The sequence below is a fragment of the Paractinoplanes deccanensis genome, from assembly GCF_016862115.1.
GTDB classification, from domain to species: Bacteria; Actinomycetota; Actinomycetes; order Mycobacteriales; family Micromonosporaceae; genus Actinoplanes; species Actinoplanes deccanensis.
The window spans coordinates 1-12110 of record NZ_BOMI01000177.1 but is presented as its reverse complement, the minus strand read 5'-3'; the positions used below and the strand labels follow the sequence as shown (position 1 = coordinate 12110).

The following is a 12110-nucleotide window of genomic DNA, read 5'->3' as shown; positions in this document are numbered from 1 at the left end:
CTCAACTTTACTCTCGCTTTTCCGCTTCGTCAACTCCCGGAAATTTCCCGGTAATCGACAAATCGAATCGCTCGAGCCCCAAGAAATTAGCACGGGCGATTGCCCGGCGAATTTCGAGGGTTCCTCCAGGACGGCCGCGCCGGGCCTCATTGCTGAGTCCCGCTCGCTCGCCCGTCTCCCTGGCGGCTCGGAAAACATTACAGGGGCCCCGAGCCGGATGCCAAATCGGCCCCCTGCGAACCACGTCACAGGGGGCCGATCAAGAGAAAGCTCAAGGTCAGAGCCGGTTTGCCGATGGATCAAGCCTCGTAGGAGACCCCGGCGAACGACTTCTTGCCCCGCCGCAGCACAAGGAACCGCCCGTGCAACAGCGAGGAAACCGCCGGCACGGCCTCGCCATCGGTGATCCGCTCGTTGTTCAGGTAGGCGCCGCCCTCGCTGATCGTCCGCCGCGCCTCGTTGGCCGAGGCCACCAGGCCGGACTCCTTGAGCAGGGTCGTCAGGTTGGGCAGCTCGCCCCGCAGGGAGAGCAGGCCGGCCTCGGAGAGCGCCGCCTGCAACGTCGACGGCGAGAGGTCGGTGAGGGAACCCCGCCCGAACAGGGCCTGACTGGCGGTGATCGCCTGCTGCGCCTCCTCCTCACCGTGGACCAGCGCGGTGATCTCGTGCGCGAGGGCGCGCTGAGCCAGCCGGGCCTGCGGGCGCTCGGCCGTCGCCTTCTCGAGCTCCTCCAGCTCCTCGCGGGACTTGAAGCTGAAGAACCGCAGGTAGTTGTTGACGTCGCGGTCGTCCGAGTTGATCCAGAACTGGTAGAACGCGTACGGCGAGGTCATCTCGGGGTCGAGCCAGACGGCACCGCCCTCGCTCTTGCCGAACTTGGTGCCGTCGGCCTTCAGCACGAGCGGGGTGGTGAACGCGTGCACCGGGCCGGCGCCGCGACGGCGTACGAAATCGACCCCTGCCGTGATGTTGCCCCACTGGTCGGAACCGCCGAACTGCAGGGCGCAGCCATGCCGCTGGTGGAGCTGGTAGAAGTCGTTGGCCTGGAGCAGCTGGTAGCTGAACTCGGTGAAGCTGATGCCGCTCTCGAGCCTGTTGCGCACCACGTCACGGGCGAGCATCTTGTTGACCGGGAAGTGCTTGCCGACGTCGCGGAGGAACTCGATCACGGAGGTCGGGCCGGTCCAGTCGAGGTTGTTGACCAGCGTGGCCGCGTTCGCCCCCTCGTACGTCACGAAGGGCGCCAGCTGGGAGCGGATGCGCTCGACCCAGCCCTGCACCACCTCGGGCGGGTTGAGGCTGCGCTCGCTCGACTCGCGCGGGTCGCCGATCTGGCCGGTGGCGCCGCCGACGAGCAGCAGCGGCCGATGACCGGCGAGCTGGAGCCGGCGGGCGGTCATGACCTGCATGAGGTGACCGACGTGCAGCGACGCGGCGGTGGGATCGAAGCCCACATAGAACGTGAGGGACCCGCCGGTGAGCGCTTCGGCCAGGGCGGCCGGGTCGGTCGAGTCCTGGATCAGTCCACGCCACGTCAGGTCGTCTACGAGAGTCACGTCGGCATTGTCCCTCACCCGGCGGGGGCGATCACACTGGGTTTCCCTGGCGAAGCCGCCCGGGTAGACAGAAGAGATGAGTCGCCTGGGTAGCGGTGCGCCGCCGATCGAGATCTCCAAGAAGAAGGCCGTGGCCCGGTTGGAGGAGGCGCAACAGCGGCTGCTGCGCCTGCGCCTGATTCTCGGCGGCCAGATCGGCGAGCAAAAGATCGGACCGCCGCTGACCTGCGTCTTCGAGGGCTGGGACGCCTCCGGCAAGGGCGGGGCGATCAAGCGGCTGGTGGCGCCGCTCGACCCCCGGTTCGTGCGGGTGTCGCAGTTCGCCGCTCCCACGTACGACGAGAAGCGGCATCATTTCCTCTGGCGGTTCTGGCCGAAGCTGCCGGGCTGGGGCGGCATGGCCGTGTTCGACCGTTCCTGGTACGGGCGGGTGCTGGTCGAGCGGGTCGAGGGCTTCGCGACCAAGGAGCAGTGGCAGCGGGCGTACAACGAGATCGTCGAGTTCGAGCGGACCCTGGTCGCCGAGGGGATGATCATCGTCAAGTTCTGGATGCACGTCTCCGAGGAGGAGCAGCTGCGCCGCTTCGAGGACCGGGCCAACGACCCGCTGCGCCAGTGGAAGCTCACCCAGGAGGACTGGCGTAACCGGGAGAAGCGTCCCGCCTATGAGACGGCGGTGAACGAGATGCTCGAGCGCTGCGATCCGACCTGGGCGCCGTGGCACGTGATCCCCGGTGACGACAAGCACTACGCGCGCTTCGCCGTCGTCGAGGCGGTCTGCGACGCGATCGAGGCCGAGCTACGCCGGCGCGGTCACGAGTTCTGAGGCTTGTAGTCGGGCAGGCGCAGCGCCTCGCGGATGGTCTGCTGCACCTCGTCGGCGGAGGGCCGGGCGTCGATGTCGTGCACGTATTCCTTGCGGCGGAACAGCTCGAGCACCGGGCGGGTCTTCTCGTTGTAGTCGCGCAGCCGGGCGTCGAGCGCCTCGGGGGTGTCGTCCGCGCGGGTGATCAGCTCGTGGCCGCAGATGTCGCAGCGGCCCTCGACCTGGGGGCGGTCGGCGATGAGGTTGTAGTCCATGCCGCAGTTGGGGCAGAGGCGGCGGCTGAGCACCCGGCGGCGCACCTCGTCCTCGGGCAGCTCGAGGTGGATCACGCCGTCGATGTCGAAGCTCTCCATGAAGAACTCGGCCTGCCGGTCGTTGCGCGGGAAGCCGTCGATGACGAAGCCGTAGTTCCAGTCGTGGCCGTCGAGGCGCTCGCGCACGATCCGCTCGACCAGGTCGTCGCCGACCAGCTCGCCGGCGGTCATGGTGCGCCGCACCTGGGCGCCGATCTTCGTGTGGTTCTTGACGTGCCAGCGGAAGATGTCGCCGACCGCGATGTGCACGAGGTCGAGGTCGTCGCAGAGCAGCTGCGACTGGGTGCCCTTGCCGCTGCCCTGCACTCCCATGATCACGTACTTGCGCATGATGGCCTGCTCTCAGTCAGCCGCGCCGATGCGCAGCGGTCCCGGCGCGGGTCTGCCGGTCAGGGTGGTCGGGTCGATGCTCCACGCGTTCGCGACGGCGAGCACGTCTTTCTCGCCCACCAGAACGGTCGTGTCCTCGGTCAGCTCGCCGGGCAGGCCGGCGTCGCGTTCCGCCGCGTCGGGCTCGCCGTGCCACGACGTGACCTCGCCGGTCTGCCCCACGTACCCGAAAGCGCGGATCAGCTCCCCCGCCGCGGCGCGCTGCCAGCGGTGCAGCTCGGTGACCCGGTGGGTGGCGAAGAACTGCACCTCGGTGCCGAGCTCGGCGGAGAGGGCGACGACGTCGACCGGGGTGCCCGGCCGGATCAGCCGGCGGCCGGCCACCAGCACCCAGGACGTCTCGCGGGCGCCGGGCAGCGGCGGGGTGACGGCGACCCGGTCGTCGGTGAGGTGCGCGAGGTCGATGCCGTCGCGCCAGCTCACCGAGCCGAGATCGCGCAGGCCGAGCGCGTCGATGACCCGGCCCGGGTCACGGTCGGCGCCCGGCTCGCTCCGGACGGCCAGCCACGCCTGCTTGCCACCGAAACCGACCATTACGTCCTTCTCCATGGCGTCAACGCTATCCGGCGCGGCTCACCGCCAGCCGTAGTCCTGGCGCAGCTTCGCCGCGACGCGGTCGAAACGGGTGCGGTCGAGCACGGCGCCCTCGCGCCGGATGCCGTCGTGGTCGACCTCGATCACCCGATCGAGGCGGATCCAGCTGGGCCGGTCCTCCCGGTCCCACGCGCCGGTGCCGAGGCCCATCCAGTTGCGCTGGCCGTCGCGGTCACTCTGGGAGGACAACATCAAGCCCAGGACGGTACGGCCGGAGCGCCCGACCACAAGCACGGGCCGGTCCTTGCCCTGCGCGGGATCGTCCTCGTACGGCACCCAGGTCCACACGACCTCACCGGGGTCGGCGTCGCCGTCGAGGTGAGGCGAGTATGCGATGTGCCGGCCGCGCTCGTGGGTGGGCACGTGCCGGACGGACCGCGCCGGAGCCCGCCGCGGCTGCGGCGCGGGCGTGCTCGCCGCCCGGCCGGTCACCTTGCGCAGAAGGGTCTTGAGAATCTTGGCCACGGCTGAACTCTAGGCTGCCGGTATGACACCGGACATCGAAGCCTGGCAGTCGTGGCACCCGTCGTACGTGGCCGAGCGGCTGGCCGGGCTCGAGGTCCCCTGGTACGTGGCCGGCGGCTGGGCGATCGACCTGCATCTCGGCGGCACCCTGCGCGAGCACGAGGACACGGAGATCGCCGTGCCGGCGGCCCACTTCGCCGCGGTCGCCGGGCGCCTTCCCGAGCTGGCGTTCTTCGCGCCGGCCGGCGCGGGCGTGCTCGTGCCGGCGACCCCCGGGGCGCTGGCCGAGCACCACCAGACGTGGGCGCTCGACCCGGTCGCGGAGGTGTGGCGCCTGGACGTCTTCCGGGAGCCGCACGAGGGGGACACGTGGGTCTCGCGGCGGCACGCGAGCCAGCGCCGCCCGTACAGCGAAATCGTGCGGCGGACGCCGGACGGGATCCCCTACCTCAGCCCCGACGTGGCCCTGTTCTTCAAGGCGAAGCACACGCGCCCGAAGGACCAGGAGGACTACGACGCGGTCGCGCCCACGCTGACCGCCGCCGAGCGGGCCTGGCTGGACGAGGCGCTCGACCTGGTACACCCGGGCCACGCCTGGCGCTCCTAGCCGACGAAGTCCTGGGTCATCCAGGTGATGCCCTTGCTGTCGCGGACGATGCTCAGGCCGATGCGCTCGAAGCTCTTGTTGAGCAGGTTCTTGCGGTGGCCGTCGTTCGGCGGCACCTCGGCGAGCATGCTGTCGGTGAGGCCGTTGGCGGCGTTCACCTTGGCCGAGTCGGCGGCGCCGCTCGAGCCGAAGCCGATGTTCTCGCCCGCGGACGACCACTTGACGCCCTGGGCGCTGAACCGGTCGCCGAGGCCGGACTCGCCGTCGCACTGGTGGGAGAGCCCGCAGCCGTCGATCATCAGCTGGGTGTGGATGGCGGCGGCCCGGGAGAGGTCGGCGTCGAGGGTGAGCTCGCCCAGGCCCTCGGCCTTGCGGGCGGCGTTGATGTGGGCGAGCACCTGACCGACGACGGAGCCGCTGGTCTGCGGGGCGCTCGTGGTCTCGTCGGGTGCGCTCGTGGCGACGGTCTGCGCCTTCCTCTTCGCCCGCGTGGGGCTCGGCGACGGCTTCTTGGAGACCGGCTTCTTCGAGGGTGACGCGCTGGGGGACGGCGTCGCGCTCGTGCTCGGGCTCGGACTCGGCGTCGTGGGCGCGCTGGTCTCGGCGCTCTCGGTCGCGGGCGGGGCGAAAGGCTGCTCGGCGGCGCTGGGGATGGTGCTCTCCGCCTCGGCGTCCCTCGTCAGCCCGGCGAAGGTGAACCCGGACCCGATGACGACAGCGGTGACTCCCGCCACCAGCGTGTAACGGGCGCGGGCAGCGGCATTCATCGAAGGGCACCTTTGGTCGTGGGGACGGCTTTCCCACTATGGAGGCGCCCGCCGCCGTTCCGCCCGCCCGCTAATGAGTCCTTAAGGATCGGCTCACGGAGAACTAAAGATCGAACTCCCCGTCGCGCACGCCGCCGAGGAACGCCGACCACTCGGCGTGGGTGAACACGAGGGCCGGCCCCTCGGGGCACTTGGTGTCGCGGACGGCGACGATCCCCGGGAGGTTGACCGCGACCTCGACGCAGTCGCCACCATTGCCGCCGCTGCGTGTGCTCTTGTGCCAGACGGCACCGGTCAGGTCAGTCATCGCTCTCCTCGATGATCGTCGCGATGAGATCGTCGGAATCGGCCCGGCTCAGGGCAACCGCCTCCAGTTCCCCCCAGATCGATTCATATGTCTCCACTTCAGCGAGCTTATCGAGATAGAGCGCGCCGGTGAGATTCTCGCAATAGATCGTTGTCGGCTCCGGCGACGCGGCGCCGACCGCCGGGAACTCGAGGATCGTGAACTGGCCGGAGCTCGCGGCCTTGTGCGGGCCGGCGGCGAACGGGATCACCCGCACCGCGACGTTGGACCGGGTCGAGACGGTCACGAGATGGCGGAGTTGGCGCCGCATGCCCTGCGTGTCGGGGATGGCGCGGCGCAGCACCCCCTCGTCGACGAGCACCTCCAGCCGCGGGGCGCTCGGACTCGTCCGGGTCAGAAGCGACTGCCTTTCCAGGCGTACGGCGACGGCGTTGCGCACCGCGGGCTCGTCGTCACCGATCCACTTGCGGAAGACCCACTCGGCGTACTCCCTGGTCTGGAGCAGGCCCGGAATGACGCTGGGTGCGAAAGAACGCAACCGGCTCGCCGCCTGCTCCATGCCGACATAGAGCTCGAACCAGGCGGGGACGACATCGCCGTACGCGTGCCACCAGCCTTTGGCCTTGGCCTCGTGCGCGAGACCGAGCAGCACCTCGGTCATCCGCGCGGTGGCCCGATAGACGCCGCACATCGCGATCACGTCGTGCTTGCGTACGGCGACCTCGCCTTTCTCGATGCGGTACATGCGGGCCCGCGAGAACTCGAGCTCCTCGGCGGCGCCCATCAGGGAGATGCCGGCTTCCTCTCGCAGCTGCTTCAGCAGGCGGCCGACCTGGCGTCGCGGGACGGTCGAACCTGTTTCGGTCATCTGCGCTCGCTTTCGAGATTTCCTCGGCGGGAATCTCACCCTAAGACATAGACGCTCCTCTCCGTAAGTGATCGATTGCGGTCGGTAGCACCTCTCGTGCCGGCGCCCTCGGTCATGATCCAATGAGGACATGACCGACAGGTTCGACACCGGAGTCGCCCATCCGGCGCGGCGGTACAACTACTGGCTGGGCGGCAAGGACAACTTCGCCGCCGACCGCGAGTCCGGCGACCTCCTCGCGAAGTCGTACCCGGCCGCCCGCATCGCGGCCCGCGCCAACCGGGCGTTCCTGCGCCGCGCGGTCCGCTACGCCGCCGCCGACGCGGGCCTGAGGCAGTTCCTCGACATTGGTACGGGGTTGCCGACCGCCGACAACACGCACGAGGTCGCCCAGCGCGCCGCACCCGAATCCAAGATCGTGTACGTGGACAACGACCCGATGGTCATGGCCCACGCGCGGGCGCTGCTGACCTCGACCCCGCAGGGCGAGACCCGGTATCTCGAGGAGGACCTGCGCCACCCGCGGAAGATCCTGTCGCAGGCCGCCGAGGTGCTCGACCTCACCCGGCCGGTGGGGCTGATCCTGGTCGCGGTGGTGCACTTCCTGCCGTCGCAGGACGAGTCGGTTGAGATCGTACGCACGCTGCTCGGCGAACTGGCGCCGGGAAGTCACCTGATCGCCACCATGGCGACGACCGACCTGCTGACGCCGGAGCTCAAGGCCAACTGGGACGAGTCCCTGCGGACCGGCCGCTCCGACGTCCACCCGCGGACGCGCGACGAGTTCGCGGCGCACTTCGCCGGCCTGACGCTGGTGGAGCCGGGCATCCAGCCGGTCGCGGACTGGCGGCCGGACCCCGGCGACACCGAGCACCCGGCGCCGGTGGAGGCCTCCATCTTCGGGGCGGTCGGTCGCAAGTAACGTGGCCCGGTGGACGTTTCCTGGCTTGCTCTGCCCGCCGACGCGGTCGACGAGGCGGCTCGGCTGCTGCTCGGGTGGCAGCTGACCGCCAACGGGGTGACCGTGCGCCTCACCGAGGTCGAGGCGTACAGCGGCCTGGGGGAGGACCCGGCCAGCCACGCCCACCGCGGCATGACGGCACGCAACGAGGTGATGTTCGGCCCGGCGGGCTTCCTGTACGTCTACCAGATCTACGGCATGCACTACTGCGCCAACATCGTCTGCGGCGAGCAGGGCCGCGCCGCGGCGGTGCTGCTGCGGGCCGGATCGGTCACCGCCGGCCTGCCCACGGCCCGATCCCGGCGCCCGGCGACCAGCAGGGACAGCGACCTCGCGTCCGGCCCGGCGAAACTGATGCAGGTGCTGGCCCTCGACCGCTCCGCGAACGGCACCTCGGTCCTCGACGGCACGGGCCCCCTGACGGTGACACCCCCGGCTTCACCCGTCGGCGCGATCTCCGCGGGCCCGCGCGTGGGCGTCACCTCGGCCCACGACGTGGCTTGGCGCTTCTGGATCGAGGGGGACCCGTCGGTCAGCGCCTACCGCCGGCACACCCCGAGGGTTCGGAAAGTGTCGTAGGCGGCTGGTAGTCCTGACCCATGGATGCTTCTCGCCCGCGGGTCGTGGTCTCCGCCCAGATGTCCCTCGACGGCCGCCTCACGCTGCGCCGCGATCACCTGCTGATGACGTCGCCGGAGCCATGGGAGGCCCTGCGGCCGCCCAGCGCGGACGGGGTGGAGGCCGCGCGGGCGGCCTTGCTGGAGCAGACCTGTCACCCGACCGCGGTGCTGGAGGGCAGCGGGTCGCTGGTCCCCTCATCGGCGGGGCCGCTGCTCGATCTGCCGCCACCCTCGGTCGACACCACGGAGCTGTACGAAGACTTCGTTGTGCCGCGGGCGGCGAAGTGGTTTGCCGTGGTGGATGGGCGGGGGCGCGTTCGCTGGACGATGAAGGAGAACGACGGGTATCACCTGCTCGTCCTGGTCTCGCAGGCCACGCCGGCCGCGTACCTGTCCTATCTGCGGGGTGAGGAGATCTCGTACCTGGTCGCGGGGTCCGCCCGGGTCGATCTCGGGGAAGCACTGCGGCGGATGCGGGAGCGGCTCGGGGTCGCCTGCGTGGTGTCGACCGCGGGTGGCGGGGTGAACGGGGCGCTGTTGCGGGCGGGGCTGGTCGACGAGATCCAGGTGGTGGTCTATCCGGCGGTGATCGGCGGGGCGGGCACGCCGTCGCTCTTCGACGGGGAGCCGCTCGGTCAGGGAGAGGCGCCGGCGTCGCTGCGGTTGATGTGCACGCAGGTGTCGGCGGACGGGACGCTGTGGCTGAGATACGAGGTGGTGCGCTGACTTCTCTTGCGCGGCCCGCGGCGGCAGCCCTGGATGCGGATCTGGCTCCTTCGCGCGGCGCGCGGCGTCAGCCTGGATGCGGGTCAGGCTCCTTCGCGCGGCCCGTGGGTCAGACGTGGATGCGGATCTGGCGGACCGGGTGGCCCAGCAGGATGCCGAGCTCGGTCAGCTCGTCCTCGGTGAACTCGGGGTCGTCGCGGGCCGGGTTGAGGACGGCGATCTCGAAGCGGGCGAAGCCGCACGGCCAGTCGAAGGTGAGCGTGTCGAGCTGGAGCTGCGAGTTGCAGCAGGGCACGGTGACGCCGAGATCGTCGAACTCGCCCTCGGACTCCTCGAGCAGCTCCGCGTACCACTCGAGGGGGATGTCGGCGCCGCAGCGGGGGCAGGTGATGCGCTCGAGGTTCTCGCCGGCGTCGACCGCGGTGATCCGGTCGTAGAACTCGACAGTGATCTCCTGGCCGGCGCCGTCGGAGTCGGGGAAGACGCCCGCCACGTAGTCCTCGGCGCGCTCCGCCGCCTCACCCTCCGGCTGCCAGCCGGCATCGGTGGGGATCACGCAGGCGTAGAAGTCGCTCATCTCGCGCCCGATCATACGACGCGTTCCGGTCGGCGCGGACGTTCCGGCCGAAACCGCCGCGCCGCCGTCCGCGTGCCGCTAGCGTCCGGACTGATGATTTCCCAGCGGTGGTTGATCGTGTGCGGCGCGATGTGCTCCGCCGGCCTGCTCTGGTCGGCCGTGCTCGTCGGCGCGCTGGTGGCCGGCATGCGCCTGCTGCCCTCCACCGTCGCCGTGGGCGTCGCCGCCGTCCTGACCGTCCCCGGCGTGATCGCCGGCGTGATCGGCAACCGCTGGTATTACCGCACCACCCGGCCCCGCCGCGCCTGGAGCCTGACCGCCTGGGTGCCCCCGCACGTGCCGCACTGGGCAAGCATGCTGGCAGGGGTCATGTTCTTCGCCTTCTGGCTCGCCGTGGTCCTCGCCTTCGCCGGCCTGGACGGCGACACCGAGCTGCGCAACGGCCAGTACGTCTTCAACGACAACGGCCGCCTGACCGTGGTCACCGAGTCGAGCTCCGAACGCCAGCACGACCTCGAACAGCAGATCTCCCTGGGCATCCTCGGCGCCCTGGCCGTCGGCGGCACCTTCATGACGGGCGCCATCCTGACCCACCACGCCGCGCCGCAGCCGACCGAGACCCAGTCCGCGGGCCAGCCGCTCGCTTGAGGGCCGCGGCCGTTCAGCCTGCCCGGCGGCAAGGTTTCCGAGAACGAACGTTCTGTCTGCCCCTCGGCCCAGGTTCCCAAGAACGAACGTTCTATCTAGATATCTCGCGACCGGCTCCGTCCCTCGCTAGCTTGCTCGCTTGCTCGGTGGAGTGGCGGCTGCGCGGTCTTCGCTCGGACGGGAGCCGTCGTTCACCGCTTGTGGCGGCGGACACTTCGCCTTGGCAGGTTTATACAGCAAGGCTGTACAGTTTTGCTGTACCTGAGGAGGTCGTTCATGAAGCTCACGAAGTACGCGCATGCCTGCGTCACGCTCACCAAGGACGGGCGGACGATCCTGATCGATCCCGGGACCTTCACCCCGGACGCGCAGCGGCTGCTCGGGGAGGCGGACGCGGTGCTCATCACGCATGAGCATTTCGACCACTTCGACGACGCGCTCGTGCGTGCCGCGCTGTGGAACCGGCCCGAGTTGCGGGTCTACGCCCCCGCGGAGGTCACCGCGAAACTCGCCGAGCAGGCACCGGACTCCCCCGGCGACCTGGCCGACCGGCTGACCACGGTGAAGCCGGGTGACGCCTTCGACGTCGCCGGCTTCTCGATCACCGCGCACGGCGGCCGGCACGCCCTGATCCACCAGGACATCCCGCAGATCGACAACGTCGGCTACCTGATCGACGAGGCCGTCTACCACCCCGGCGACGCCTACTTCGTTCCCGGCGTGCCCGTGCCGCTGCTCCTGCTGCCCACCAGCGGCCCGTGGACCAAGTTCGGCGACGCGGCCGACTTCGTGCGCGCCGTTCGCCCCGAGCGGATGCTTCAGATCCACGAGCTCCTGCTCAGCGACCTGGGCCAGAACTCCGCCGCCATGCTTCTCGGCAAGAACGGGCTGACCGGGATTCCCCTCCAGCGCCTGGCGCCGGGCGAGAGCATCGACGCCTGATCAAGCTCTCCCGGTACGCCAGGCAGCATCGCCCCTCGCCGAACGAGAACGACCCCGCCAAGGCGCCGCCGCCCGGCACGGCGGCTCGGTTGCCCCGAAAAGAGGCACGGGGCGCGCCCGCCTATGGCTTGGGCTGGAGTTTGCGCAACACCTCGGGGATCCGGCGGATGATCTCGCGCTCCTCGTCGTCGAGGTCGTCCCGGATCGCCGACGCGATGCCGGCCGAACGATGCCGGCGCTCCGCTGCCAGGGCTTCCCGGCCCGCCGCGGTGAGGGCCACGACCACCTGGCGGCGGTCGGCCTCGTGCGGTCTCAGCTCGACGCGCCCCTGGTCGCCCAGCAAGTGGACGGTCCGCGTCATCGACTGGTGCCGCACCCGCTCCCGGCGCGCGAGGTCGGCGATCGAGAGTGCCCCCTCCCGGTCGAGGTGGCCGAGCACGGCAGCCTGCCCGGGCGGCATCCGATCGCCCGCCCGAGCGCGCCGGACGAAGTCGCCGATCGCCACACGCAGCGCTTCCGCCAGTTCCTCGTCGCCCACGGGCCCAAAGTACAGCAAGCCTGTACAGCTAGGAGCGCCGGCAATGTCCACGGGACAAAACGGGCTGTGGACAGAGCGAGGGTCGAGGACATTTCGGGCTGGGGACAAGGGACGGGCTTTCGACGCGAATCGGGCGTGGACAGCGAGGGAAACGCACAGGACAAATCGGGCGGGCCGGGAGCGGCGCGGCGGCCGCGCAGAACACAGGGGCCGAGCGGAACACAGCGGCCAGGCGGACGCACAGCACGCGGCCGGACGGAAACGCAGCGGCCGAGCGGAACCGCAGCACGCAGCCGGGCGGAACGCAGCGGCCAGGCGGACGCACAGCACGCGGCCAAGCGGAACCGCAGCACGCAGCCGCGGAACGCAGCGGCCAGGCGGGCGCACAGCACGCGGCCGGACGG

At 70.4% G+C, this 12110-nt stretch carries 16 protein-coding genes; 7 read left to right on the top strand and 9 right to left on the bottom strand.

Features of this window, described 5'->3' with window-relative positions; translation table 11 throughout:
* Positions 1–299: 299 nt before the first annotated feature.
* A complete protein-coding gene (gene tyrS / locus Ade02nite_RS42050; protein WP_203776293.1) occupies positions 300–1556 on the bottom strand; it encodes a tyrosine--tRNA ligase in 1257 nt (418 codons plus the stop codon).
* A gap of 76 nt (positions 1557–1632) precedes the next feature.
* On the opposite strand from tyrS, the gene Ade02nite_RS42045 reads away from it, so the two are divergent.
* Positions 1633–2382, top strand: a complete 750-nt coding sequence (locus Ade02nite_RS42045; RefSeq protein ID WP_203776291.1) for a polyphosphate kinase 2 family protein — start codon at positions 1633–1635, stop codon at positions 2380–2382.
* Here the strand turns inward: Ade02nite_RS42045 and Ade02nite_RS42040 are convergent.
* Genes Ade02nite_RS42040 through Ade02nite_RS42030 form a run of 3 tightly spaced genes read right to left on the bottom strand, consistent with a single transcriptional unit; the run spans position 2370 to position 4145 of the window.
* Entirely contained in the window at positions 2370–3026 is a 657-nt protein-coding gene (locus Ade02nite_RS42040) for an adenylate kinase family protein (RefSeq protein WP_203776289.1), read from the bottom strand. The genes Ade02nite_RS42045 and Ade02nite_RS42040 overlap by 13 nt on opposite strands.
* 12 nt (positions 3027–3038) lie before the next feature.
* Complete coding sequence (locus Ade02nite_RS42035; RefSeq protein ID WP_203776287.1) at positions 3039–3635, bottom strand: hypothetical protein; 597 nt, start codon at positions 3633–3635, stop codon at positions 3039–3041.
* A gap of 24 nt (positions 3636–3659) precedes the next feature.
* Positions 3660–4145, bottom strand: a complete 486-nt coding sequence (locus Ade02nite_RS42030) for a type II toxin-antitoxin system PemK/MazF family toxin (RefSeq protein WP_203776285.1) — start codon at positions 4143–4145, stop codon at positions 3660–3662.
* Positions 4146–4167: 22 nt separating this feature from the next.
* Here Ade02nite_RS42030 and Ade02nite_RS42025 point away from each other — a divergent pair, with 22 nt between their 5' ends.
* A complete protein-coding gene (locus Ade02nite_RS42025) occupies positions 4168–4752 on the top strand; it encodes a nucleotidyltransferase domain-containing protein (protein ID WP_203776283.1) in 585 nt (194 codons plus the stop codon).
* On the opposite strand, the gene Ade02nite_RS42020 is transcribed toward Ade02nite_RS42025, so the two are convergent.
* From Ade02nite_RS42020 to Ade02nite_RS42010, 3 genes are all read right to left on the bottom strand, one after another.
* Entirely contained in the window at positions 4749–5519 is a 771-nt protein-coding gene (locus Ade02nite_RS42020; RefSeq protein ID WP_203776281.1) for a CAP domain-containing protein, read from the bottom strand. The genes Ade02nite_RS42025 and Ade02nite_RS42020 overlap by 4 nt on opposite strands.
* A 103-nt stretch (positions 5520–5622) precedes the next feature.
* Positions 5623–5826, bottom strand: a complete 204-nt coding sequence (locus tag Ade02nite_RS42015) for a DUF397 domain-containing protein (protein WP_203776279.1) — start codon at positions 5824–5826, stop codon at positions 5623–5625.
* Positions 5819–6694, bottom strand: coding sequence for a helix-turn-helix domain-containing protein (locus tag Ade02nite_RS42010; RefSeq protein WP_203776277.1), 876 nt, complete (start codon positions 6692–6694; stop codon positions 5819–5821). The genes Ade02nite_RS42015 and Ade02nite_RS42010 overlap by 8 nt, the downstream gene beginning before the upstream one ends.
* 130 nt (positions 6695–6824) lie before the next feature.
* Between Ade02nite_RS42010 and Ade02nite_RS42005 the strand changes: the two genes are divergently transcribed.
* Genes Ade02nite_RS42005 through Ade02nite_RS41995 form a run of 3 tightly spaced genes read left to right on the top strand, consistent with a single transcriptional unit; the run spans position 6825 to position 9001 of the window.
* Positions 6825–7616, top strand: a complete 792-nt coding sequence (locus Ade02nite_RS42005) for an SAM-dependent methyltransferase (protein ID WP_203776275.1) — start codon at positions 6825–6827, stop codon at positions 7614–7616.
* A gap of 9 nt (positions 7617–7625) precedes the next feature.
* Entirely contained in the window at positions 7626–8234 is a 609-nt protein-coding gene (locus Ade02nite_RS42000) for a DNA-3-methyladenine glycosylase (protein ID WP_203776272.1), read from the top strand.
* 20 nt (positions 8235–8254) lie between these two features.
* Positions 8255–9001, top strand: coding sequence for a RibD family protein (locus tag Ade02nite_RS41995; RefSeq protein ID WP_203776270.1), 747 nt, complete (start codon positions 8255–8257; stop codon positions 8999–9001).
* A gap of 109 nt (positions 9002–9110) precedes the next feature.
* On the opposite strand, the gene Ade02nite_RS41990 is transcribed toward Ade02nite_RS41995, so the two are convergent.
* Positions 9111–9578: a hypothetical protein gene (locus tag Ade02nite_RS41990; RefSeq protein WP_203776269.1), complete on the bottom strand. Its 468-nt coding sequence runs from the start codon at positions 9576–9578 to the stop codon at positions 9111–9113.
* Positions 9579–9671: 93 nt separating this feature from the next.
* On the opposite strand from Ade02nite_RS41990, the gene Ade02nite_RS41985 reads away from it, so the two are divergent.
* Complete coding sequence (locus Ade02nite_RS41985; RefSeq protein ID WP_203776268.1) at positions 9672–10226, top strand: hypothetical protein; 555 nt, start codon at positions 9672–9674, stop codon at positions 10224–10226.
* Positions 10227–10502: 276 nt separating this feature from the next.
* On the top strand, positions 10503–11168 hold the full coding sequence (locus Ade02nite_RS41980; protein ID WP_203776267.1) for an MBL fold metallo-hydrolase: 666 nt from the start codon (positions 10503–10505) through the stop codon (positions 11166–11168).
* 121 nt (positions 11169–11289) lie between these two features.
* Here Ade02nite_RS41980 and Ade02nite_RS41975 read toward each other — a convergent pair whose 3' ends face one another.
* A complete protein-coding gene (locus Ade02nite_RS41975) occupies positions 11290–11706 on the bottom strand; it encodes a MarR family winged helix-turn-helix transcriptional regulator (protein ID WP_203776266.1) in 417 nt (138 codons plus the stop codon).
* Between the last annotated feature and the right edge of the window lie 404 nt (positions 11707–12110).